Source organism: Alkalibaculum sporogenes, assembly GCF_009362815.1.
Taxonomy (GTDB): Bacteria; Bacillota; Clostridia; order Eubacteriales; family Alkalibacteraceae; genus Alkalibaculum_A; species Alkalibaculum_A sporogenes.
Genome location: NZ_WHNX01000005.1, coordinates 95384 through 120641, shown reverse-complemented (window position 1 = coordinate 120641; position 25258 = coordinate 95384). Strand labels below are relative to the sequence as shown.

At 32.7% G+C, this 25258-nt stretch carries 23 protein-coding genes, 2 tRNA genes and 1 other annotated feature; of the genes, 24 read left to right on the top strand and 1 reads right to left on the bottom strand.

Translation table 11 applies throughout. The features are described from left to right. Nucleotides 1-88: 88 nt before the first annotated feature. Nucleotides 89-979, top strand: coding sequence for a 4-(cytidine 5'-diphospho)-2-C-methyl-D-erythritol kinase (ispE, locus tag GC105_RS04540; RefSeq protein ID WP_152802152.1), 891 nt, complete (start codon nt 89-91; stop codon nt 977-979). Continuing rightward, nucleotides 958-1650, top strand: a complete 693-nt coding sequence (locus GC105_RS04535; RefSeq protein ID WP_246169713.1) for a GntR family transcriptional regulator — start codon at nt 958-960, stop codon at nt 1648-1650. The genes ispE and GC105_RS04535 overlap by 22 nt, the downstream gene beginning before the upstream one ends. Before the next feature lie 14 nt (nt 1651-1664). Here the strand turns inward: GC105_RS04535 and lspA are convergent, their stop codons facing one another. Further along, the gene (gene lspA / locus GC105_RS04530; RefSeq protein WP_152802150.1) at nt 1665-2129 is read right to left on the bottom strand and encodes a signal peptidase II; all 465 of its coding nucleotides are present in this window, start codon (nt 2127-2129) and stop codon (nt 1665-1667) included. Nucleotides 2130-2247: 118 nt separating this feature from the next. Between lspA and GC105_RS04525 the strand changes: the two genes are divergently transcribed. The 22 genes from GC105_RS04525 to rpoC all read left to right on the top strand — a co-directional run bounded on the left by GC105_RS04525 (nt 2248) and on the right by rpoC (nt 25229). Continuing rightward, a complete protein-coding gene (locus GC105_RS04525; protein WP_152802148.1) occupies nt 2248-3438 on the top strand; it encodes an AI-2E family transporter in 1191 nt (396 codons plus the stop codon). A gap of 79 nt (nt 3439-3517) precedes the next feature. After that, complete coding sequence (gene tyrS / locus GC105_RS04520) at nt 3518-4753, top strand: tyrosine--tRNA ligase (protein WP_152802146.1); 1236 nt, start codon at nt 3518-3520, stop codon at nt 4751-4753. Nucleotides 4754-4910: 157 nt separating this feature from the next. Further along, on the top strand, nt 4911-6152 hold the full coding sequence (gene hisS, locus GC105_RS04515; protein ID WP_152802144.1) for a histidine--tRNA ligase: 1242 nt from the start codon (nt 4911-4913) through the stop codon (nt 6150-6152). A 98-nt stretch (nt 6153-6250) separates the two neighbouring features. Beyond that, nucleotides 6251-7426, top strand: a complete 1176-nt coding sequence (locus tag GC105_RS04510) for a THUMP domain-containing class I SAM-dependent RNA methyltransferase (RefSeq protein WP_152802142.1) — start codon at nt 6251-6253, stop codon at nt 7424-7426. Nucleotides 7427-7551: 125 nt separating this feature from the next. Further along, nucleotides 7552-8127, top strand: a complete 576-nt coding sequence (locus tag GC105_RS04505) for a GNAT family N-acetyltransferase (protein WP_152802140.1) — start codon at nt 7552-7554, stop codon at nt 8125-8127. Nucleotides 8128-8283: 156 nt separating this feature from the next. Next, nucleotides 8284-8976: a stage II sporulation protein R gene (gene spoIIR, locus GC105_RS04500; RefSeq protein WP_152802138.1), complete on the top strand. Its 693-nt coding sequence runs from the start codon at nt 8284-8286 to the stop codon at nt 8974-8976. Nucleotides 8977-9132: 156 nt separating this feature from the next. After that, nucleotides 9133-9912 (top strand): FAD-dependent thymidylate synthase, encoded by a 780-nt coding sequence (gene thyX / locus GC105_RS04495; RefSeq protein WP_152802136.1) that lies wholly within the window; start codon nt 9133-9135, stop codon nt 9910-9912. Nucleotides 9913-9916: 4 nt separating this feature from the next. Beyond that, the gene (gene rlmB / locus GC105_RS04490; protein WP_343029950.1) at nt 9917-10681 is read left to right on the top strand and encodes a 23S rRNA (guanosine(2251)-2'-O)-methyltransferase RlmB; all 765 of its coding nucleotides are present in this window, start codon (nt 9917-9919) and stop codon (nt 10679-10681) included. A gap of 223 nt (nt 10682-10904) precedes the next feature. Next, nucleotides 10905-11417 (top strand): NYN domain-containing protein, encoded by a 513-nt coding sequence (locus GC105_RS04485; RefSeq protein WP_152802132.1) that lies wholly within the window; start codon nt 10905-10907, stop codon nt 11415-11417. A gap of 54 nt (nt 11418-11471) precedes the next feature. Further along, a complete protein-coding gene (gene sigH / locus GC105_RS04480; protein WP_152802255.1) occupies nt 11472-12101 on the top strand; it encodes an RNA polymerase sporulation sigma factor SigH in 630 nt (209 codons plus the stop codon). Between the two features lie 53 nt (nt 12102-12154). Further along, a tRNA-Tyr gene (locus GC105_RS04475) sits at nt 12155-12239 on the top strand. A 193-nt stretch (nt 12240-12432) separates the two neighbouring features. Further along, nucleotides 12433-12508: transfer RNA gene (locus tag GC105_RS04470), tRNA-Thr, on the top strand. A 59-nt stretch (nt 12509-12567) separates the two neighbouring features. After that, nucleotides 12568-13761, top strand: coding sequence for an elongation factor Tu (gene tuf / locus GC105_RS04465; protein WP_152802107.1), 1194 nt, complete (start codon nt 12568-12570; stop codon nt 13759-13761). Nucleotides 13762-14044: 283 nt separating this feature from the next. Next, the gene (gene rpmG / locus GC105_RS04460; protein WP_152802130.1) at nt 14045-14194 is read left to right on the top strand and encodes a 50S ribosomal protein L33; all 150 of its coding nucleotides are present in this window, start codon (nt 14045-14047) and stop codon (nt 14192-14194) included. Nucleotides 14195-14229: 35 nt separating this feature from the next. Further along, a complete protein-coding gene (gene secE, locus GC105_RS04455) occupies nt 14230-14478 on the top strand; it encodes a preprotein translocase subunit SecE (RefSeq protein ID WP_152802128.1) in 249 nt (82 codons plus the stop codon). A gap of 18 nt (nt 14479-14496) precedes the next feature. Continuing rightward, nucleotides 14497-15021 carry a transcription termination/antitermination protein NusG gene (gene nusG, locus GC105_RS04450; protein ID WP_152802126.1) on the top strand — a complete coding sequence of 175 codons (525 nt, stop codon included), beginning with the start codon at nt 14497-14499 and terminating at the stop codon, nt 15019-15021. 65 nt (nt 15022-15086) lie between these two features. After that, nucleotides 15087-15512 (top strand): 50S ribosomal protein L11, encoded by a 426-nt coding sequence (gene rplK / locus GC105_RS04445; RefSeq protein ID WP_152802124.1) that lies wholly within the window; start codon nt 15087-15089, stop codon nt 15510-15512. Between the two features lie 7 nt (nt 15513-15519). Continuing rightward, the gene (rplA, locus tag GC105_RS04440; RefSeq protein WP_152802122.1) at nt 15520-16251 is read left to right on the top strand and encodes a 50S ribosomal protein L1; all 732 of its coding nucleotides are present in this window, start codon (nt 15520-15522) and stop codon (nt 16249-16251) included. Between the two features lie 48 nt (nt 16252-16299). Beyond that, nucleotides 16300-16426: a sequence feature (ribosomal protein L10 leader region), on the top strand. A 124-nt stretch (nt 16427-16550) separates the two neighbouring features. Then, a complete protein-coding gene (gene rplJ, locus GC105_RS04435; RefSeq protein ID WP_152802121.1) occupies nt 16551-17078 on the top strand; it encodes a 50S ribosomal protein L10 in 528 nt (175 codons plus the stop codon). 26 nt (nt 17079-17104) lie between these two features. Next, complete coding sequence (gene rplL / locus GC105_RS04430) at nt 17105-17482, top strand: 50S ribosomal protein L7/L12 (RefSeq protein WP_152802119.1); 378 nt, start codon at nt 17105-17107, stop codon at nt 17480-17482. Nucleotides 17483-17849: 367 nt separating this feature from the next. Continuing rightward, nucleotides 17850-21518 carry a DNA-directed RNA polymerase subunit beta gene (gene rpoB / locus GC105_RS04425; RefSeq protein ID WP_152802117.1) on the top strand — a complete coding sequence of 1223 codons (3669 nt, stop codon included), beginning with the start codon at nt 17850-17852 and terminating at the stop codon, nt 21516-21518. A gap of 144 nt (nt 21519-21662) precedes the next feature. Beyond that, entirely contained in the window at nt 21663-25229 is a 3567-nt protein-coding gene (gene rpoC, locus GC105_RS04420) for a DNA-directed RNA polymerase subunit beta' (protein WP_425481519.1), read from the top strand. Nucleotides 25230-25258: the final 29 nt, after the last annotated feature.

Here is a 25258-nt window from a genome sequence, read left to right as displayed (position 1 = left end):
AGCCAACATGGTTGACATTGAAATCATATTCGTGTACTATCAGATAAATACTGTATACAAAAATATATAAATAAACATAAGGTGATTTATGAAAAAGATTTCTATAGACACAAGGGCAAAAATAAATTTAACTCTTGACATACTTGGTAAAAGATTAGACGGATACCATAATGTATCTATGGTAATGCAAAGCATTAGCCTTTCTGATACATTGCATTTTAAATTGACAGATAAGGATATAAAGATATCTTGCAATAATTGCTATTTGCCTACAGATGAGAAAAATATAGTTTATAGAGCAGCTCAACTACTACGTGAAAAGTATAATATATCACAGGGTGTTGAGGTCCATATTGAGAAAAGAATTCCTTTTGCTGCAGGGTTAGCTGGAGGCAGTTCAAATGGCGCTGGCACTCTAATAGCTCTCAATAGTTTATGGGATTTACATTTAGGCAACGAAAAATTACTAAAGTTAGGTTCTAAGGTAGGTGCAGATGTGCCATTTTGCATGATGGGAGGTACTGCCTTAGCTGAAGGAATAGGAGAAAAATTAACAGTAATAAATGATTTGCCTGAATTTGATATCGTGTTGGTAAAACCCAATATACAGATTTCTACTCCTTGGGCTTATAGTTTAATCGATGTTCAAAACATAAAAGCACATCCAGATAACACTGCTATGATCGAGGCAATTAAAATAGGTAACAAAGAAGAAATTGCTTTAAACCTCGGGAATGTCTTTGAGGATGTAGTTTTTGATAAATACCCAGAATTAATGCATATTAAAGAGAGTTTAAAGAAATTAGGGGCATTAGGAGTACTAATGAGTGGTAGTGGTCCTACATTATATGGGTTGTTTACTAATGAGTTGAGTGCACAGAGTGCTAAAGAAGTGCTTTTAAGAGATTACGAAGAAGTATTTGCAGTTAGAAGCTATAATGAAGGAGGAATAGAATCTTGGGATTTAAAGATGGATTGATAACAATAGATATGGATACATACAAACCACTTAGAGAAATAGTATTTACTACAATGCGCCAAGCAATTATTGATGGTGATTTTAAACCTGGTCAAAGATTGATGGAAGTCCAATTAGCAGATCAGATGGGTGTAAGTAGAACTCCTGTACGTGAAGCAATAAGAAAATTAGAATTAGAGGGATTAGTGATAATGGTTCCTAGAAAGGGAGCTTATGTTGCTGGTTTATCATCTGAGGACATTAAAGAGGTTGTTGAAATAAGAGCCGTCTTGGAAGGTTTTGCTGCGAAAAAAGCATCGTTAAATTCAACGGAACAAGATATTGAAAGATTAGAAGAGATGCTTATAAGGTTTCAAGAAGCAGCATCAGAAAATAATGTTTTGAATTTAATAAATTATGATGCTGAATTTCATGATGTCATATACAAATCGACTAAAAACAGTAAACTTATACAAATGATAAATGGACTCAAAGAACAAGTACAAAGATATAGGGTTGCGTATTTCACTCAAGTGCATAATACTGATATGCTATTGAAACAACACAGAAGCATGTTAGATGCTATTAAGAGCAAAGATGGAAATCTTGCTCGCCAAATAGCAGAAGAACATATAGCTACCACAGAAGAACTGATAGCTATTATTGAAGAGAAAAATAGTGAGAAAGAGTAATATAGTAATCTAAGTTATTTCACTTTATTTAATTTTTCTTCAAATATAATAAGTACTACTAACAATATTGAACCTACCACAATAAAGCAATCGGCTACATTGAATATGGCAAAATTAATTAATCTAAAATCAAAGAAATCAACGACATATCCAAGACGCATTCTATCAACTAAATTGCCTAAAGCACCACCTATGATTAAGGACAAAGAGAATGTTAAAAGATTAAATTTTTTATCTTTAGAGCTAATTCGATATAAATAAATTAGTAGAATAATTATAAAAATTGTGGTGATAAATGTTAATAATGATATCTTATTGGACAGTATACTAAAAGCAGCTCCTGTATTTTGTGCATAAGTTAAATGAAAAACATTTTCAAGTATTGGTATGGTATTTAGCGGTTTCACATAATGTATTGCAAGTAATTTGGATACTTGATCTAGGATAACGATAATTATAATGATTAAATAATAATACATGTTTGCCTCCTTATTTGTCTATAATATAGTATAATATTAAACTATCACAATTGTATATGGATTATTTAAAATTATATTTATATGGTATATAATAGATACCAATATTAGGTGATTAAGATTGATTAAGTTCAAGATGAAAAGTGAATATAAACCATACTTGTATTTAGGTATTACTATTTGTACTGTGCTGATATTCAATAAATTACTTGAAAACACACAGTCTTTTATAAGCGTGTTTTCTAATGCTATAAATTTTATTCTAATTGGATTTAAACCACTATTGTGGGGATTGATAATAACTTATTTTTTTTACAGACCGGTTACTTATGTTGAAAAAACATTATTAAAAATCAATATTTTTAAAAGGCATGTAAAAGTAAGTAGAATTATATCCATAATTATAATATATACTTTATCTTTGTTTTTAATGTATTTAACATTGTCATTTGTGATTCCGCAGATCTGGAAGAGTATAAGGTTTTTATTTCAAAATATCCCCTACTATATTGAAGAAATTCAAAGGTTAATAGGGTATTTTGGTTTAGAAGGTGTAGTAGATAATTATTTAATTAATATAGTAGACTATAGTGCGAATATAGTGGATATGTCCAATAACATTCACGAAGTTATACTCGAGTTAATCAACAATAATCATAATACTATAGATAATGCGATTGTATTTATTTTTGACAGAATCGTTAGCTTCACTTCTATACTAGTTAATCTTACAATAGCATTATTTGTCGCACTGTATCTGCTATTAGATAAAGAAGTGATCGCGCGGCAAGTATCAAATATATCGAAGTTTATTATATCTAAAAGTTCTTATAATAAAATTATAAAGACTATGATGCTTATTGATGAGATGTTTTACAAATTTTTTATTGGAAAAATATATTGTTCTATTTTTGTATCTTTAATAGTCTTTATAGGTCTTGTAGCTCTTAAAGTTCAGCATGCAGTTTTAATTACTATCATTGTAGCAGTTACTAATATCATACCTTATTTTGGACCAATAATTGGTGGTATTTTAGGAGTGATAATAACTTTATTATTTAGCCCTTTAAAAGCTCTATGGGTTTTAATATTAGTTATTATAGCACAGCAGTTAGACGACAATATATTAGGTCCTAGAGTATTAGGAAACAGGATAGGCTTAAATCCATTTTGGATTATTGTTGCTGTAGTATTAGGAGGAAAATTATTTGGCATAAAAGGTATGTTTTTAGCAGTACCCACTTTTGCAGTCATTAAAGTTTTGATAACACAATGGATGATTACGTGGAGAGGTAAAAATAGTAGTAGGTAAAGAAAAGAGCGTTAAAAAGTATGATAAATTTTAATATAGGACAACTGTACACTAGGTTATTTCGAAAAAGGAGGAAATTATGAATAATGTATTTGATATACTCAAAGAAAGAGGATTTGTTGAACAATGTACAAATGAAGAAGAGATAAGAAATTTATTAGGAAATGAATCAGTTACATTCTACATAGGATTTGATCCTACTGCTGATAGTTTGCATGTAGGACATTTTTTACAGATTATGGCTATGACTCATATGCAAAAACATGGGCATAAGCCTATCGCATTAATTGGTGGGGGAACTACAATGGTAGGTGATCCTTCAAATAAAAGCGATATGAGAAAGATGCTCACATTAGAACAAATAAACTCTAATGCTGAAAGATTTAAGGTAGTATTTAAGAAGTTTTTAGATTTTGATAATGATAAAGCAATTATGTTAAACAATGCTGATTGGTTATTACCAATAAATTATGTTGAGTTTTTAAGAGATATTGGTGTTCATTTTTCTGTAAATCGAATGCTAGGAGCAGAATGTTACAAGTCACGGATGGAAAAAGGTCTTACGTTTTTAGAGTTTAACTATATGTTAATGCAATCTTATGATTTTTATCACATGTTTATTGAAAACAATTGTAAGATGCAATTAGGTGGCAATGATCAGTGGTCAAACATCTTAGGTGGTACAGAACTGATACGAAAGAAATTAGGGAAACAAGCACATGGGATGACATTTGCATTACTTACTACAAGTGAAGGTAATAAGATGGGTAAGACAGAAAAAGGTGCACTATGGTTAGACCCTGCGAAAACAAGTCCTTATGAATTTTATCAATATTGGAGAAATATTAACGACTTAGACGTTGAAAAATGTCTATCTCTATTGACATTTTTACCAATGGAACAAGTACGCTTATTGAGTTCACTAGAAGGGGCAGAAATAAATAAGGCAAAAGAAGTTTTAGCGTATGAAGTAACAAAACTTATTCATGGTGAACAAGAGGCTACTAAAGCACAGGACAGTGCTAGAAGTTTATTTAGTGATCAAACATCAATTAAGAATACGGACATGCCTAATACAATTATAGAAAAGAATCTTCTGAGCAAAGGAATTGAGATTTTAGATTTGATGCAACTAGCTAGCTTGATAAAGAGTAAGAGTGAAGGCAGAAGGTTAATTGAACAAGGTGGGGTATCTGTAAATGACCATAAGATAAATGATATTAATCATCTTATAACCTTGAATGATTTTAATGAAGAAAATCAAATAATAATAAAAAAAGGTAAGAAAATATATCACAAGATTAAGTTTCAATAGTCTGTTGTAAATATGCGCGAACTCAAGATGTCCCTTTTAAAGTCTTTTACTAGGGCTTGGAAAGCAAAAAAATACTTAGTATAGTTTAAGGAAAACTTGTTAATTAAGATTAACAACTCCCAGTTGTGCTGGGTATCTAGACGAGAGGAGTTTATCAATGAATATTAATACTAATCCCGTAAGAGGTACTAGGGATATTGCGCCCCTAGAAATGGAAATCAGAGATCAAATGCAACAAATGATTCTTGAGGTTTATAGATCCCATGGATTCGAAAGAATAGAAACTCCTGTGATTGAAAACTTAGATTTTCTTATGAATAGCGATGGTGGAGAAAATTTAAAGATGTTATTTACTGTACTAAGAAGAGGTGAGAAACTTAAGATTCACGAAGAATCAAGTATTAAAGACTTATGCGATATAGGTTTAAGATATGATTTAACTCTACCATTAAGCCGCTTTTATGCAAATAACAAAGATATTCTACAGTATCCATTTAAAGCTGTTCAAATAGATAATGTATTTAGGTCAGAAAGACCTCAGAAGGGGAGGTTTAGATCTTTTAAGCAATGTGACATAGATATTATTGGTGAAAAGTCTGAGGTGGCAGAGATAGAATTAATCTATACAACAGCAAAAGCGCTAAAAAAATTAGGCTTTGATGATTTTGTTGTAAGGATAAACGATAGGAGGATATTAAGTAGTGTTATTATATCTTCTGGTTTTAGTGAAGAAGAAGTATCATCTATTAGTATTGTATTAGATAAATTAGATAAGATTGGTGTAGATGGAGTAAAAGAAGAACTGATAAAGAAAGGTTATGATCAGACTAATATTGATCTATTAATCAAAGGATTTACCAATCTAAATGAAGAAAATATTGGACAATTAACTGTTGAAGAAGATGTGTCAAAGGCGTTGATATCTGTTATTACGAGTATTAGATCTCTTTGCCAAAGCGGGTACAAAATAATATTTGATCCTACTTTAGTTCGTGGAATGGGTTATTATACAGGTCAGATATTTGAGATAACTTATGGACCTTATGGTTTTTCCATTGCTGGAGGTGGTAGATATGACAATATGATTGGAAATATCTCAAAAGAATCTATACCGGCAGTCGGGTTTTCTATAGGATTTGAAAGAATTGCGACTATTTTGCTAGAAGAAAAAAATATTTCCCGGGAAAATGACAAAAAAGCTGCTGTTTTGTATTTTGATGAAGAAAATATTGTAGAAGTTGTCCAAAAATCAGATGAACTGCGAAATTGTGGATACAATGTATCTATGATTATTGCAAAGAAAAAGTTAGCTAAGCAGATTAATGGGTTGAAAGATTCTAACTACAAGTACTTTATGGTTTTTGGCAAAGATGAAGTACTAAAAGAGATAGAGGACTAGATAGAGAGATATATAAAGAAAAGTGAATTACAGCTGAGAAGTATGACTAAGATTGTATAGCTATGTTAATCAGTTAAGGCAAATCTAGGAGAATGCAAATGAAAAATATTGAGTTAATAGCTACATGTACTTTTGGTTTAGAAGGAATATTGAAAGAAGAACTTAAGAAGTTAGGTTACGAAGATCTAATAACTACTGATGGTAGAGTTGAGTTTAAAACAGATTTAAAAGGAATTGCAATTTCAAATATCTGGTTGAGAACTGCTGATAGAGTACTGGTTAAAATTGCTAAATTTAAGGCTACGACATTTGATGAACTTTTTGAGAAGACTAAGGCATGTGATTGGGAGAAATGGATTACTAAGGATGCCCGTTTTCCTGTAGCAAAAGCTACGTCTGTAAAGTCAAAACTTTTTAGCAAATCAGATTGTCAAAGTATTGTAAAAAAAGCTATTGTCGAAAAATTAAAAAAGAAGCATAACATAAATTGGTTTGAAGAAACTGGTGAAGAGTATCCGATTTTTGTAAACATTTTAAAAGATGAAGTTACCTTGTCTATAGATTCTTCAGGTACAGGACTTCATAAACGTGGATATAGGGCTAAGGGGAATGAAGCTCCACTAAAAGAAACCTTAGCAGCAGCTATGGTAATGATGTCTAGATGGACTCCGGATAGAATCTTAGCAGATCCATTTTGCGGTTCAGGAACTATACTTATTGAAGCTGCTATGATGGGCAAAAATATACCACCAGGATTAAATAGAAGTTTTAATAGTCAAGGATGGAGTGCTGAATTGAAAAAAGCATACACTTCTGTGATACAAGAAGCTAAAGAAGGAATTAATCAGAAGGAGTTTAGAATTTTAGGATCAGATATTGATAGTAAAGCAGTATCAATTGCCATGTCTAATGCTAAAATAGCTCAAGTTGATGATGTAATATCATTTCAAAAACTAGATGTGTTTGAGTTTAGTTCTAGTAAAAAATATGGAATCATCATTACAAATCCCCCATATGGAGAACGATTATCAACAAAAGAAGATGTAGAAGATTTATATAAAATTATGGGAAAAGTATTTACAAAATTGGAAAACTGGTCTTACTTTGTATTGACAGGTCATCTAGATTTTGAGAGGTACTTTGGAACACGAGCAACCAAAAATAGGAAGCTATATAATGGAAATATATTAACTTATCTATACCAATATTATGGAAAACTTCCACCAAGAGTTTGGGAAGTGTCAGATTCGGCTAAAGAGAAGAAAGATCTTTAACATAGAGGTCTTTTTTCATATATATTATTAAATACAAAAAAGTATTATGAAAGTTTTATTGGTTAATATAATAATGTTAAATTTTTAAAAAGATTCTATTATAGGATATTAAAGGAGTATGTTGTATGCATTGGTATGAGAAACTAAATCAATATTTCCCAATCGAAGAAATGAAATCAAGGGATCATATGGAAACTTTATTGGAAGAACGCTCTGACATATACTGTAAAGAAGAGAGCGAGAATTATGTTCTAATTTATGTTGAGCTAGAGGATTTTATATTCATCGACTACCTTTTAGTTTTAAAGAAAGCTAGAGGTCAAAATATTGGACATAAGTTAATAGAAAAAATAAAAAATAAAAATAAACCTATAATACTTGAGGTAGAGCCAATTAATTATAAAGACAGTGATACAAAGAAAAGACTACATTTCTACAAACGCGAAGGTTTTGAACACGCTAACTCTATTGGATATCAGCGGAAGTCAAAAGCAACAAATGAGGTAAATGAAATGGAAATTTTATATTGGGCACCAAATAATGAGCCCGAAGAAATGATATATGAAGCCATGAAAAAAACTTACAATATGATACACACATATAAGGATAAAAAATTTTATGGTGAATCATACGAACCTGTAGAGGAAACATTATCTTTTACAGAAAAGTCTAATAATAAAGATTTATTAGACAATATCTAAATGATTTTTTTTTGACGAAATTACGGATAAAACTTTTTAATGATGATTGATTCTTTAAAAAAAATTAAACTATCCGTATATTTTTTTTATTTATGTATATTTCCCTAAAAATCAGTTCATAATTAAATCATAAAGAAGAAGGTAGGGGAATTACATATGAAAAAGATAGTTGGTGTTATACTAATTATTTGCTCTATAAGCTTATGTCTTGTAGCAACTACATATTCGAGAGAAACAAATCTCGATGAATTTACAATGCAAACTAAATTATTAAGTTCTGATATACTATCTGAGAGATTAGTGAGATTCCATGTAATAGCCAATAGTGATACAGATGTTGATCAAAATATAAAACTGATTGTAAAAGACGCAGTTTTGCAAGGAATGATTCCGAAATTAAATATTTCAAAATCTAAAGATGAGTCGATTAATATAATAGACGAAAATAAGGAATACATAAAAGATATAGCTGAAAAAACTTTAAGAAGATATAATATGTCCAATAATGTATCGGTAGTATTAGATAAAACTTTCTTTCCGACAAAGTACTATAATGATTTTTCCTTACCAGCAGGAGAATATCTAGCATTAAGAATTATTATTGGAGAAGGAGAGGGAAAAAACTGGTGGTGTGTTTTGTTTCCACCACTATGTTTAGTAGATGTAATTAAAGAAGAAGATATGGTAATGGAAAAAACTACAACTGAACTCGATAATCAGAGTGAACTATATTTAGAAAAGTTAGATGATAATAGTGAACAAACAGGTGACATTTTTGAAGAAGAAAGACCTCAAATACGGTGGAAGGCATTGGAGATGTTTGGATTTTATGATGAACAAAACCAATGATTTTAATAAGGTAACTAGGAGAACAGTCTCAAAATTAAAAGTTTTGAGACTGTTCTCTTATGTAAAATTAATAAAACTCAAAGATACAGTCTATGTTATACTATACATAGATTTGAAAAAAATAATTCTATACTAAAGAAAAATGGAGGAACTAATATGCAGGAAAATTTAAAGGTAATCCTGTTATCTTATACACCAGAACCAGAGAAAATTATTTCGGCTGCTGCCAAGTTATGTTATTCTAAATCAGGAATTGATGATATAATGGATGGACTTACAAGTGAAAAAGTAAATGATTTTTTAAATTTATTGATGGATATGGGACATGCATCCCCTATTGAACATGTAAGCTTTACATTTGGAATTGAAGGAGTATCTAGAAGCTTAACTCATCAATTAGTAAGACATAGAGTAGCAAGCTACAGTCAGAAATCTCAAAGATATGTTAAAGAAGGCGAATTTGGATACATTATACCAACAGAAATTGCAAATAATGAAAAAGCTAAGACACTTTTTATTGAAGCTATGAATGATGATCAAAAAGTTTATGATAAACTTGTAGAGGTTTTAATGGAAAAACATCTTAAAGATTATCTTTCTGTATATAATAATGAAAAGAAAGCATATTCTATGGCAGAGAAAGCAGCAATAGAAGATGCAAGATATGTACTCCCCAATGCTTGTGAGACTAAGATTGTAGCAACAATGAATGCTAGAGAACTTCTTCATTTTCTTAATCATAGGTGTTGCAATAGAGCTCAGTGGGAGATTAGAGAATTAGCTACTCAAATGTTGTTATTGGTGAAAGAAGTTGCGCCTATTGTGTTTAAAGTAGCTGGACCAAATTGTATTAAAGGCTCATGTCCAGAAGGAACGATGACCTGCGGTGAAATAATTAAAGTAAGAAAAAAATTTGAAAACCTAAAGGATGGTTAAGATAGTGAATAAAGATATTGAAAGAAAAGAAGTTAGACAAATAGAAGGTAAAAATCCTATAGTTGAAGCGCTTAAATCAGATGTAAATATAGAAAAGATAATGATCGCAAACGGTAGAAGAGAGAGTGGAGCCCAAGAACTATTTGAATTAGCTAAAGAAAAAAAAATAAAGGTTCAAATGGTTGACCGTAAAAAACTTGATTTCATGAGTAAGACAGGAACGCATCAAGGTGTCATTGCTATAGCTAGTGAATACGAATATACAGATCTAGCGGATATTTTAGATATGGCCTTTGAGAAAGGTGAAAAACCATTTTTAGTCATACTAGATAAGATTACAGATCCACATAATTTTGGTGCGATTATTCGTACTGTAAATGCTTGTGGAGCACATGGGATTATAATACCTAAAAACAGGTCTGTAGATATATCTCCGGTTGCAGTAAAAGCATCAGCAGGAGCAATAGAATACACACCTATTTGCAAAGTGACAAATCTAACACAAACAATTAAAGATTTGAAAAAAGTTGGGTTATGGATTGCAGGTGCAGATATTGAAGGAAAGAAATATTTTAATAATGATTTTAAAGGTCCTATTGCAATTGTCATAGGGAATGAAGGAGAAGGTATAAGTAGGTTAGTAAAAGAAGAGTGTGATTTTCTAATATCAATACCTATGTATGGGAATATAGAATCTTTAAATGCTTCTGTAGCTACTGGAATTATTCTTAGTGAAGCGGCCCGTCAACGAACAAATAGTAACATTTAGCTATTACTGGTAAATTTGCAAAGGTTAATACAACTAGTAGGCATTAGTAACTTACATTAGCTTAAGTAAGAGAGCTTTAATGACATAAGGTTGATGAATAACTAAAAGCCTTTCATATTCAATTGTTTTTATTGTTTGATAGCTCATCTCTTAAAGCTAGTGTAGTAGAACTAATATGAGGCAAAAGCTATTTGGTTATCCAGTTAGCTAAGAAAGGGATGCTATGAGAACTTACTTAATTATCGACGCTTATAATATTATTAATCAGTGGGCTACTTTGAAAGATATAGCAGCTTATAGTCTAGAGGATGCAAGGATTAAATTAATATCTATTGTACAGAGTTACTCGCAGATTAAAAATTACTATTTTATTATTGTATTTGACGCATACAACATAAATGATACAATAAAAGAGGAAAATATAGACAATGGTTTAATTGTTTATACTCAAAAAAACCAAACTGCAGATAGTTATATTGAGAAGTTAGTATACGATATGCCCTCTGTCTATGAAGTTCATGTAGCAACTTCAGATTTTACTCTTCAACGCATGGTATTAGCACATGGAGCCATTAGAATTTCAGCATCTGAACTTGAAAGAGAAGTAGAACTTGCTTTAAAGACATCTTTGAGAAATACTGAAGAATCATATAGCCTTGAAAAAAATTATCTTGAAAAATTCATAGACGAAAGTACCATGAATAAGTTAGAAAAGCTACGAAAAGGACAAGGGTAATAATACTTGTAGGGGGAGAATTTGTTGAGTTCGAATTTCCTAGATGACAATGGTATGCTTATTGACTGTAAATCGGATGAAGAATTAGCTATGCTATCTAAAAATGGAGATAGAAAAGCAGAATCTATATTATTTGATCGGTATAGAAGCTTTGTAAAGATAAAGGCGCGGTCATATTTTCTCGTTGGTGCAGATAGGGAAGATATTATACAAGAAGGTATGATAGGGTTGTTTAAAGGAATTAGAGATTATAATCCAGATAAATCAACTTCCTTTAAAGCATTTGCAGAACTATGTGTACAGAGACAAATAATTACTGCTGTTAAAACAGCGACTAGACAGAAACACAATCCACTAAATACATATATATCATTAGATATGCCCATGTATGACGAAGAATCGGATAAAACACTTATAGACTTAATTGCAAGTACTAAAATATCAGAACCAGAAGCTATCCTCATTGGACAAGAAGATTTAGGGAAAATGCAAAAAAAAATTTATGAAGTACTTAGCGAATTAGAGTGGAAGGTATTGATGAGTTATATTAGTGGAAAAACATACTATGAAATTGCGAAAGACCTCAACAAACAAGTTAAATCAATAGATAATGCCCTACAAAGAGTGAAGAGAAAGCTAGAGAATTACTTGCAATTAAATATTAATGCAAATATAGAAACATAGATATTGACACGTAAAATTAATTTTAGTATCATCATAGAGTAGCACTTAACCATGGTGGGATTCCCGAGTGGCTAAAGGGAACAGACTGTAAATCTGTCGGCTCCGCCTTCGATGGTTCGAATCCATCTCCCACCACCATTTTTCGTTAACTAGTGAGCCAAGCGAAAGTGAAGCTTTCGTAGTATATATATATGATAGAATAATCAAATAGCTTGCTAATTTGATTGTGGAGTCATATATATATATAAATGAAATCAAGATTTCATTTGGCAAATGGCGCGACCGCAGAATCGACGTAGGAGATTCTAAGGTTAGGATGTATTAAATACGTGCCCACGTAGCTCAGTAGGTAGAGCACCACCATGGTAAGGTGGGGGTCACCGGTTCGAGTCCGGTCTTGGGCTCCATGAGTAACTAACTTGTTTTATTAAAGATTATATATATACGCAATAAGGAGGAATAAAGAATGGGAAAAGCAAAATTTGAGAGAAATAAACCTCACGTAAATATCGGAACAATAGGACACGTAGATCATGGTAAGACAACACTTACTGCAGCGATTACGACAGTGCTTAACAAAAAGTATGGTACAGGATCAGCAGTATCATTTGACAACATCGACAAAGCGCCAGAAGAAAGAGAAAGAGGAATCACAATTTCTACATCTCACGTAGAATATGAAACAGATAACAGACATTATGCCCATGTAGATTGTCCAGGTCATGCAGATTATGTAAAGAACATGATAACAGGAGCAGCACAGATGGATGGAGCAATATTAGTAGTAAGTGCAGCAGATGGTCCAATGCCACAAACTAGAGAGCATATATTATTATCAAGACAAGTAGGCGTACCATATATTGTTGTATTTTTAAACAAAGCAGATATGGTAGATGACGAAGAACTAATAGAACTAGTAGAAATGGAAGTACGAGAATTATTAACAGAATATGAATTTCCAGGAGACGATACACCAATCGTAGTAGGAAGTGCATTAAAAGCATTAGAAAATCCAGAAGGTGAATGGGCAGATAAAATTCTTCAATTAATGAGTGAAGTAGATTCATTTATACCAGAACCAGAAAGACCAACAGATAAGCCTTTCTTGATGCCAGTTGAGGATGTGTTCTCAATTACTGGTAGAGGAACAGTAGCGACAGGAAAAGTTGAAAGAGGAACTATCAAAGTTGGAGAAGAAGTTGAAATCATTGGCTTAACAGATGAAAGAAGAAAAGTAACTGTAACAGGAGTAGAAATGTTCAGAAAACTATTAGATTCAGCAGTAGCAGGAGATAATATAGGAGCATTACTAAGAGGTGTTGAGAGAAAAGACATCGAAAGAGGTCAAGTACTTGCAAAGCCAGGAACAATTAATCCACATACAAAATTCACAGCGCAAGTATATGTACTGACAAAAGAAGAGGGTGGAAGACATACACCATTCTTTAACGGATACAGACCACAGTTTTACTTTAGAACAACAGATGTAACAGGTATCATCGACTTAGCAGGCGGAGCAGAAATGGTAATGCCAGGAGATGACATCACAATGACAATAGAACTAATCACTACAATAGCAATCGAAGAAGGTTTAAGATTTGCCATCAGAGAAGGCGGTAGAACAGTAGGATCAGGAGTAATAGCAGAAATAATTGCATAATCTTTAAAAGGGCCTAAGGGTCCTTTTATTGAATACACAAGATAAAAATACGAAAATATTGCTTTATATTTTATAAATATGTGTTATAATAGAAATATCAAATTGCGTAATGGGGGCGAGAGCCTTTTTTTATTGCTAGGAAAATTAGTGTTATATTGTATATAATTGTTGTTGACACAATAAATCAATTGTGATATTTTTTATTAAGTACTTTATAATTGGGTTAGTGTGCCTAATTTAGCTAATGATTATACAGTGGTATCCGAAAGTAGGAGGTGTCGTTATGAGAGTTAAAGTAACTTTAGCATGTGGTGATTGCAAACAAAGGAATTATCATACTATGAAAAATAAAAAGAATGATCCCGATAGAATTGAATTAAGCAAATACTGTAAATTCTGCAAAACTCACACAATGCATAAAGAAACAAAATAGCATTATGATTAAGTGCTAATAAAGAGGGTGAATTTATGACCAAGAAAGAAATAAAAAAAGAAACAAAAAAAGATCCTAAAAAAGCAAGTAAAATAGGGATTATAAAAAGAATAACTGGTTTTTTTAAAAGTGTATGGTTTGAACTAAAAAAAGTAACATGGCCTACGAGACCAGAGTTGATGCAACACACTTCAGTAGTCATAGGTATTGTGCTGATAATGACAATAATAGTTTCAGCAATTGATTTTGGACTTGGTGGTATACTTCAACTAATTATAAGATAAAAAAGAGGGTTTTAAGTTATGGAGCAAAGCAATGAAGCTAAGTGGTATGTAGCTCATACTTATTCAGGTTATGAAAATAAGGTGAAAGCTAATATAAATGCTGCTGTAGAGAATAGAAATATGAGTGAATTAATTCATGAAGTATATGTTCCGATGCAAGAAGTTGAGGAATTTAAAAATGGAAAAAAGAAACTCAATTTAAAGAAGATATTTCCTGGGTATATATTGGTTAAAATGGTAATGACTGATGAGTCTTGGTATGTAGTTAGAAATACTAGAGGCGTAACCGGATTCGTTGGACCTGCTTCAAAACCTGTTCCACTGACAAAAAGTGAATTAAAAAATATGGGCATAAAGGAAAAACTACCTAGAATTGATTTAGAGATAGGCGACCGTGTAGAAGTTAAAGAAGGTCCGTTAAAAGGTTTTGATGGATTAGTAGAAGAAATTAATTCAGAAAAACAAAAAGTTAAAGTCAATATATCTATGTTTGGTAGAGAAACACCTGCAGAATTAGAATTTACCCAAATTGCTAAAATATAATATAAGACTAAAGTCTTTTGTTATGTGATATATAATATATTATTATCAAATTAGGAGGTGTAAAAATGGCTAAAAAAGTCATTGGTATGATAAAGTTACAAATTACTGCCGGAAAAGCTACTCCAGCTCCACCAGTTGGTCCTGCACTAGGTCAACATGGTGTTAATATAATGGGCTTTTGTAAAGAGTTTAATGCAAAGACAGCTGATGATGCTGGTATGATTATTCCTGTAGTTATCACAGTGTATCAAGATAGAAGTTTTTCTTTTATCACAAAGACTCCACCAGCAGCAGTATTGCTAAAGAAAGCAGCTGGACTTGAAAGTGGATCTGGTGTTCCAAACAAACAAAAAGTTGCTACTATTAGTATGGATAAAGTTAGAGAAATTGCTGAATTTAAAATGCCTGATTTAAATGCGAGTACAGTTGAAACCGCAATGAAGATGATAGCGGGAACTGCAAGAAGCATGGGTATTATTATCGAAGAATAATTGAAATATGTGGGAGGATTATCCGCTAATACCACGAGGAGGAATAGAGTTGAAAAGAGGAAAAAACTACAAAGAGAAGTATAAAATGATTGACAGAACAAGTTTATATGATGTTAATGAAGCGGTAGAACTAGTGCAAAAGACTGCTACTGCAAAATTTGACGAGACTATAGAAGCACATATTAGACTAGGTGTTGACTCTAGACACGCTGACCAACAAGTAAGAGGTGCTATAGTACTTCCTAATGGTACAGGAAAAACAATAAAAGTTTTAGTATTTGCAAAAGGTGATAAAGCTCAAGAAGCTAAAGATGCTGGAGCAGATTATGTAGGCGCCGAAGAATTTATAGATAAAATAACTAAAGAAAACTGGTTTGATTTTGACGTAGTTGTTGCGACTCCAGACATGATGGGTGTTGTAGGTAGATTAGGTAGAGTACTAGGACCTAAAGGTTTAATGCCGAACCCTAAATCAGGAACTGTAACTTTTGAAGTTTCTAAAGCAGTTAGTGATATTAAAGCAGGTAAAGTTGAATATAGATTAGACAAAACTAATATAATTCACGTGCCAGTTGGAAAAGCTTCTTTTGAAGAAGACAAGCTTCTACAAAACTTAAATGTATTACTAGATGCTATTAAAAAAGCAAAACCATCTTCATCAAAAGGGCAATACTTTAAGAGTATTACTATCACAAGCACAATGGGACCAGGAATTAAAATAAACCCTGCAAAGATTTAAATTAACTTGACAAGCTTATTGCGTGATGATACAATTCATGTGATTTAAAAATAAATAATCAATGAACCGTAGACAATAGGTGCTTAGGCTTAAACATCCTATCGAGGTTATACAATAAGTATATTATATACTCCCTTTGTATGCCTAGCATCAAAGGGAGTTTACTTTCGTCTGACGAATATCCACGACTACGGAATCCCATGCGATTCCAAAGTGGCAGGAACTATGGGTACATGACTTAGTTCATCGAAAGAGATTACGAGTATAACAAGGTAGAATTACAAGGAGGTGGAAACAAAATGTCAAATCAAGATGCTAAAAAAGCAATAGTGAGCGAAATTGCAGAAAAATTTAGCAAAGCACAAACAGCAGTGCTAGTAGACTATAGAGGTCTTAATGTTGAAGAAGTTACAGAATTTAGAGCTATTGCTAGAGAATTAAATGTAGATTATAAAATTTATAAAAATTCAATGATGAGATTTGCAGTTAAAGAAACGGGTTATGAAGGTTTACTAGAAAATTTAGTAGGGCCATCTGCAATAGCTTTTGGTTATGATGATCCAGTTGCTACTGCTAAAATCATTACTGAGTTTGCTAAGAAACATAAAGCTATGGAAATAAAAGCTGGTATGGTAGATGGTAAAGTTTTAGACAAACAAGGGGTTATGGCTCTGGCAGAATTACCATCACGAGAAGTATTAATAGCTCAAGTACTTGGCGGATTGAATGCTCCAATAAGTGGATTGGTAAATGTACTACAAGGAAACATTAGAGGCTTAGTAATTGCTTTAAATCAAATTAAAGAACAAAAGGAAGCTACGGCTTAATCAAAAAATAATGGAGGAATATAAAAATGGCAAGTGAAAAATTAACACAATTAATCGAAGAGGTAAAAAACCTTACAGTATTAGAATTATCTGAATTAGTAAAAGCTTTAGAAGAAGAGTTTGGTGTTAGTGCAGCAGCTCCAGCAGCAGTAGCAGCAGCTCCAGCAGCTGCAGCAGCAGAAGCTGAAGAACAAACTGAATTTGATGCAGTATTAACTGCAACTGGAGATCAAAAAATTAAAGTAATCAAAGTAGTTAGAGAGCTTACTGGATTAGGACTGAAAGAAGCAAAAGAATTAGTTGACAATGCACCAAAAACTATTAAAGATGGCGTAAGCAAAGAAGATGCTGAAGCTATTAAAGCTAAAATTGAAGAAGTTGGCGGTTCTGTAGAAGTAAAATAGTCTCGAACAAGTCAATGACGTTAATATTGAGATAAAGCGAGTAAATATAACTCGCTTTATTTTTTTACTATGAGAAGGACTTCAGAGAACATATAAAGATTTTTTGTCAAATGAGTGTAGATAAACAAAGGCTATAGTAAAAATTTAAAATTATTAATCAAAAAGTATTGACTTGAATCTAACATTGTGATAGCATTGTAAATTGCATCAATAAGGATTTTTATGCCTATTTATGAATAAAATATGGTAAAAAAGGACATAAAGCATATGTAACATCAAAATTGACCAAAAGAAAGTATGAAAAATATAATATTTGAAAGTACTTATACTTTTGGCTATTTTACTTTAAGCGAGGGGTGAATTAAGGATGGCGCATCCTATTAAGGTTGGCAATAAAGAGAGAATGAGCTTTTCTAGAATTAAAGAGGTAGTAGGTATTCCTAACCTAATTGAGTTACAAGTTAATTCTTATAATTGGTTTTTAAACAAAGGTTTAAAAGAAGTGTTTGAAGACATTAGTCCAATAACAGATTATACTGGAAACCTCATATTGGAATTTATTGACTACAAATTAGATGGAGAACCAAAGTATTCTATTGAAGAATGCAAAGAGAGAGATGCATCTTATTCCACGTCTTTAAAAGTTAGAGTTAGGCTTATTAACAAAGAAACTAATGAAGTAAAAGAGCAAAGTGTTTTTATGGCTGACTTTCCAATTATGACTGAAAATGGAACGTTTATTATTAATGGAGCGGAAAGAGTTATAGTAAGTCAATTAGTAAGGTCTCCAGGTTCATATTACTCTCAAGAAATTGATAAAACAGGAAAAAGATTGTATTCATCACAAGTAATACCTAATAGGGGTGCTTGGTTAGAGTATGAAACAGATTCTAATGATATTTTATATGTTAGGGTAGATAGAACGAGAAAATTACCTATTACTGTAATGCTAAGAACTTTTGGGTTAGGCAGCAATCAACAAATAATAGATTTATTTGGTGAAGATCTAAGATTATTAGCAACACTAGAAAAAGATAGTGCTGAGAATAGGGAAGAAGGTTTGCTAGAAATATATAAACGATTGAGACCAGGTGAACCTCCTACTGTAGATAGTGCTCAATCTCTTTTAAACAGCATGTTTTTTGATCCGAGAAGATACGATTTAGCTAGGGTAGGGAGATATAAGTTTAACAAAAAACTGTCAATAGCAACTAGATTGATAGGTAAAAAACCTTATGCCAATGTAATTAATCCTAAAACTGGCGAAATTATTTGCGAAAAAAATGAAATCATTGACGTAAAGGTAGCTTGGGAGATACAAAATGTTGGTATAAATAAAGTTGAAATATTAATTGAAGATAAACCAGTTGTTATACTAGGTAATGGGTTTGTAGAGTTAAGCGAACAAGATTTACCCTTCGATATTAGCGATATAGATATAGATAAATTTGTTAACCATAGTATTTTAGAAGAAATTCTTGGTACAGATAAAAGCAGTAGCGAAAAAAGAGAAGAATTTATTTCTAGAATGGATGAATTAGTTCCAAAACACATATTAATTCAAGATATATTTGCATCTGTAAACTACAATTTAGGATTGAACTACGGTATTGGAAATATCGATGATATAGATCATTTGGGAAATAGAAGACTCCGTTCTGTGGGAGAGTTGTTACAAAACCAATTTAGAATTGGCCTGTCAAGGATGGAGCGGGTAGTCAGAGAAAGAATGACTATCCAAGATAGTGAGGCTATCCAACCTCAGGGATTGATCAATATTAGACCTGTGAATGCAGCAATTAAAGAGTTTTTTGGTAGCTCACAGCTATCGCAATTTATGGATCAAAATAATCCTTTGGCAGAGTTGACACACAAAAGAAGATTATCTGCATTAGGACCTGGCGGACTCAGTAGAGAAAGAGCAGGCTTTGAGGTAAGAGATGTTCACCACTCACATTATGGAAGAATGTGCCCAATAGAGACGCCTGAAGGCCCAAATATAGGGTTGATAGGATCTTTGAGTACCTACGCCAGAGTCAACGATTATGGGTTTATTGAAACACCATATAGAAGAGTAGAAAATGGAATTGTACATGATGATATTCATTTTGTAACTGCTGATGAAGAAGGTTTTTATACAATAGCTCAAGCTAATGAACCGCTAAATGAAGATAAGACGTTTGCAAGGGAAAAGGTAACAGGTAGAGCAGGTTTAAAAAGAGATTTTGTTACAGTTTCACCAGACAAAGTTCATTACATGGATATTTCACCTAAGCAAATTGTTTCTGTGGCAACAGCTTTAATACCATTCTTAGAAAATGATGATGCTAATAGAGCGTTAATGGGCGCAAACATGCAAAGACAAGCAGTGCCTTTATTAATACCTCAAGCACCTATAATTGGTACAGGTATGGAACATACAGCTGCGAGAGATTCAGGAGCATGTATACTTGCTAGAAATTCAGGAGTGGTAGACAAGGTATCGTCGAAGGAAATTGTCATTAAAACAGATAGTGGCATTAAGGAAAATTATACAATTCTAAAGTTTAAGAGATCAAATCAAGGTACTTGTATCAATCAAAGACCAATTGTTAAGATTGGAGAAAAAATCGAAAAAGGCCAAATTATTGCAGATGGTCCATCTATAGATCAAGGTGAGTTAGCACTTGGTAGAAATATCTTGTTAGGTTTTATGACATGGGAAGGATATAACTATGAAGATGCGATTTTAATTAGTGAAAAATTAGTAAAAGAAGATGTATTTACATCCATTCATATAGAAGAATTTGAATCTGAAGCAAGAGAGACGAAATTAGGTCCTGAAGAAATTACTAGAGACATACCAAATGTAGGTGAAGATTCCTTAAAGAATTTAGATGAAAGAGGAATTATTCGAATCGGGGCAGAAGTACGTTCTGACGATATTCTCGTAGGAAAAGTTACACCAAAAGGTGAAACAGAGCTTACAGCAGAAGAAAAATTACTACGAGCTATATTTGGAGAGAAAGCTAGAGAAGTAAGAGATACTTCGCTAAGAGTACCTCATGGTGAAACAGGAATAATTGTCGACGTTAAAGTTTTTTCAAGGGAAAATAAAGATGAAGATCTTAAACCAGGAGTAAATCAACTAGTTAGAGTATATATTGCTAGCAAGAGGAAAATATCTGTAGGTGACAAGATTGCCGGAAGACATGGAAACAAAGGTGTTATATCTAGAATATTACCAGAAGAAGATATGCCATTCTTACCTGATGGAACTCCATTAGAGATCGTTTTAAACCCACTAGGTGTGCCATCTCGTATGAATATAGGACAGGTATTAGAAGTGCATATGGGGCTCGCAGCAAAAGCATTAAACTGGAACATTGCTACTCCTGTCTTTGATGGAGCTAGTGAAAATGACATTATGGATGTTTTAGAGCAAGCTAATCTTTCTAGAGATGGTAAAGTACAACTATATGACGGTAGAACTGGTGAGCCTTTTGATAATAGAGTAACTGTTGGTTATATGTATATTTTAAAACTACATCATTTAGTTGATGATAAGATGCATGCAAGGTCTACAGGACCATACTCATTAGTTACACAACAACCTTTAGGTGGAAAAGCACAATTTGGCGGACAAAGATTCGGAGAGATGGAAGTTTGGGCCCTAGAAGCATATGGAGCAGCTCATACACTACAGGAAATATTAACTGTAAAATCCGATGATGTAGTAGGCCGTGTTAAGGCTTATGAGGCCATAGTAAAAGGAGAAAACATCCCTACTCCAGGCGTGCCAGAATCATTTAAGGTGTTGATTAAAGAACTTCAAAGTCTAGGGTTAGATGTATCAGTATTAACTGAAAATGAGGATGTAATACAAGTAGAAGAAGAATTAGCAGAAGCTACTGAAGTATTAGATAGTTTAGGAATAGATTTAGCAGGTAAAGAAGTCATAGAAGAAGATTTAAGTAACATGAGTATAGAAGAAGATGAATTTTTGGATGAGGAAATAGATGTAGATGATTTTATAGGTGACATGGAAGAGTATTAAGAAGAAAAATATTAAATAAGATATTAGTAATATCGTAATTCATTCAGGTGGATTTCCATTTGGATATTATTATAGATTCGGTGTAGTAAAAAACAAAATTAGAAGGGAGAGGACTCCTTGAACGAATTCTTTGATTTTAAATCAATGAAAATTGGGTTAGCTTCATCAGAAAAAGTACGTGAATGGTCTAGAGGAGAGGTTAAAAAACCAGAAACTATTAATTACAGAACACTTAAACCTGAAAAGGAAGGGTTGTTTTGTGAGAAAATATTTGGGCCTCAAAAAGATTGGGAATGTCACTGTGGTAAATACAAAAGAGTAAGATATAAAGGAATTATCTGTGAAAATTGTGGGGTTGAGGTAACAAGATCAAAAGTAAGAAGAGAGAGAATGGGACACGTAGAACTTGCAGCTCCAGTCACTCATATTTGGTATTTTAAAGGCATACCTAGTAGAATGGGATTAGTATTAGAAATATCACCTAGAGCACTTGAAAAGGTCATTTATTTTGCATCTTATATTATAACTGAGCCAGGGAACACTCCGTTATCCTATAAACAACTTTTGACTGAGAGAGAATATCGGGAATATAAAGAAAAATACGGGAATAAGTTTCAAGCTAAAATTGGAGCAGAAGCTATTCAAGAGCTACTAGGCAAAATTGAATTAGAGAAAGAATCAAAAATTCTTAGAGAAGAATTGAAAAATAGTTCTGGACAAAAGAAAATTAGAACTGTCAGAAGACTTGAAACTATTGAGGCGTTTAGAACCTCGGGAAACAAACCTGAATGGATGATTATGGATGCAATTCCTGTTATTCCGCCAGAGTTAAGACCAATGGTTCAACTCGATGGAGGTAGGTTTGCTACATCTGATTTAAATGACTTATATAGAAGAGTTATTAATAGAAACAATAGACTCAAGAGATTATTAGATCTTGATGCGCCAGATATTATCGTTCAAAATGAAAAAAGAATGCTTCAAGAGGCAGTAGATGCATTAATTGATAATGGTAGAAGAGGGCGACCAGTCACAGGCCCTGGAAATAGACCTTTAAAATCACTTAGTGATATGTTAAAGGGTAAACAAGGACGATTTAGGCAGAATCTACTTGGTAAAAGGGTAGATTATTCAGGAAGATCTGTTATTGTTGTAGGACCAGAACTAAAAATGTATCAATGTGGTTTACCTAAAGAAATGGCTGTAGAATTATTTAAACCTTTTGTAATGAGAGAACTAGTTAAACAGAAATTCTCGCAAAATATTAAAAGTGCTAAGAGGATGGTTGAAAGATTAAGACCAGAAGTTTGGGACGTTTTAGAAGAAGTAATTAAAGAGCACCCAGTAATGTTAAATAGAGCTCCAACATTGCATAGGCTTGGAATTCAAGCTTTCGAACCAATACTAGTAGAAGGTAAGGCAATAAAACTTCATCCTTTAGTATGTACTGCATATAATGCAGATTTTGATGGAGATCAGATGGCGGTTCACGTGCCATTATCTGTAGAAGCTCAAGCAGAAGCAAGGTTTTTAATGCTTGCATCAAATAATATACTTAAACCACAAGACGGTAGCCCAGTAGTAAGTCCGACACAAGATATGATTTTAGGGTCATACTATTTAACATTAGAGGTATCTGGTTCAGTTGGAGAAGGTAAAATATTTTCAGATATTAGTGAAATGGAAAGAGCTTATCAAAACAAGGTCGTTTCACTACACAGTAGAGTTAAAACCAGATTATATAAAGAAATTGATGGTAAAACACAAAGTAGAATAGTAGAGAGTACTGTAGGTAGATTTTTATTTAATGAAATAATACCTCAAGACCTTGGTATAATAAAAAGAGAAACTATAGATGACTTATTTTTATTAGAGGTTGATACTTTAGTGGATAAAAAACATTTATCATATATTGTAGAGAAGTGCTATGAAGTACATGGACCTACAGATACGTCATTAGCATTAGATAATATTAAAAAAATGGGTTTCCATTATTCCACTGTGGGTGCGGTTACTGTCGGGGTCAGTGATATGAATGTGCCAAAAGAAAAACCTCAATTATTAAAAGAAGCTGATATAGAAGTTGATAAAGTTCAGAAGATGTTTAGACGAGGACTTATATCAGAAGATGAGAGATATGAAAAAGTAATTGAAATATGGACTAATACGACTAATTATGTTACAGATGCACTTATGGACAACTTAGATCCACTGAACCCAATCAATATGATGGCTAACTCAGGAGCGAGAGGTAGTAGAAATCAGATTAGACAGTTAGCTGGAATGAGGGGCTTGATGGCTAGTCCATCAGGTAAAATTATAGAATTGCCTATAAGATCGAACTTCCGTGAAGGGCTTAATGTACTAGAATTCTTTATATCTACTCATGGCGCTAGAAAAGGTTTGGCTGATACGGCACTTAGAACTGCCGATTCAGGATATTTAACTAGAAGATTGGTAGATGTCAGCCAGGATGTTATAGTTAAGGAAGAAGATTGTGGAGCTTCACAAGGATATAAAGCAAATGATATTGAGGACAGCGGTGAAGTAATTGAAACTTTACGAGATAGAATAAAAGGAAGATATGCATTTGAAGATATCATAGATGAAAACACGGGAGAATTGCTAGTAAAGAAAAATGAAATTATCACTACAGATATAGCTGATAAGATTCATTTACTAGGAATGAAACATGTAATGATTCGATCAGTTACAAATTGCCAATGTAAGATTGGAGTATGTACAAAATGCTATGGTGTTGATTTAACTACTTGGAAACCAGTAAAAATTGGAGAGGCTGTAGGAATTATTGCTGCTCAATCCATTGGAGAACCGGGTACTCAGTTAACCATGAGAACATTCCATACTGGTGGAGTAGCGACTGCTGAGGATATTACTCAAGGTCTTCCAAGAATAGAAGAACTATTTGAGGCTAGAAAACCTAAAGGTTTAGCTATAATATCAGAGATAGCAGGTGCAGTATCATTAAGAGAAACTAAGAAGAGAAAAGAAGTTGTAGTTACACGTGATACTGAGGAAAAGGTATATCCTATTCCATATGGATCTAGATTAAAAGTATATGAAGGAGATATTATTGAAGCTGGAGATGAAATAACAGAAGGTTCAATTAATCCTAATGATATCCTTGCAATTAAAGGAATCCATGGTGTCCAACGATATTTACTTCAAGAGGTTCAAAAAGTTTACCGTATGCAAGGCGTTCATATAAACGATAAACACATTGAAACAATAGTAAGACAAATGCTTAGGAAAGTTAAGATAGAAGAAGCTGGAGATACAACCCTTTTACCAGGTGGGCTAATTGATATATTTACTTTTGAAGAAGAAAATACAAGAGTCAAAGAAATGGGTGGAGAACCTGCTACGGCTTCCAGGGTATTACTTGGGATTACCAAAGCTTCACTTGCTACTGATTCATTCTTATCAGCTGCTTCATTCCAAGAGACTACCAGAGTTTTAACAGATGCCGCAATTAAAGGTAAACGTGATCCTCTAGTAGGACTCAAGGAAAATGTAATAATTGGAAAACTAGTTCCAGCAGGTACAGGAGTAAAATCCTATAGAAATGTTGAGATTTTAGAAGACGAAAACATAGCAGATGACAATGTAGAGAATATTAATAGTGACGAAGAAAGTGAAAAACCCTTAGAAGGTGAAATTTTAAGTGTTGACACAGAAAAATCCAAGTGATAAAATCATAAGCGAATGTTTGTACAAGA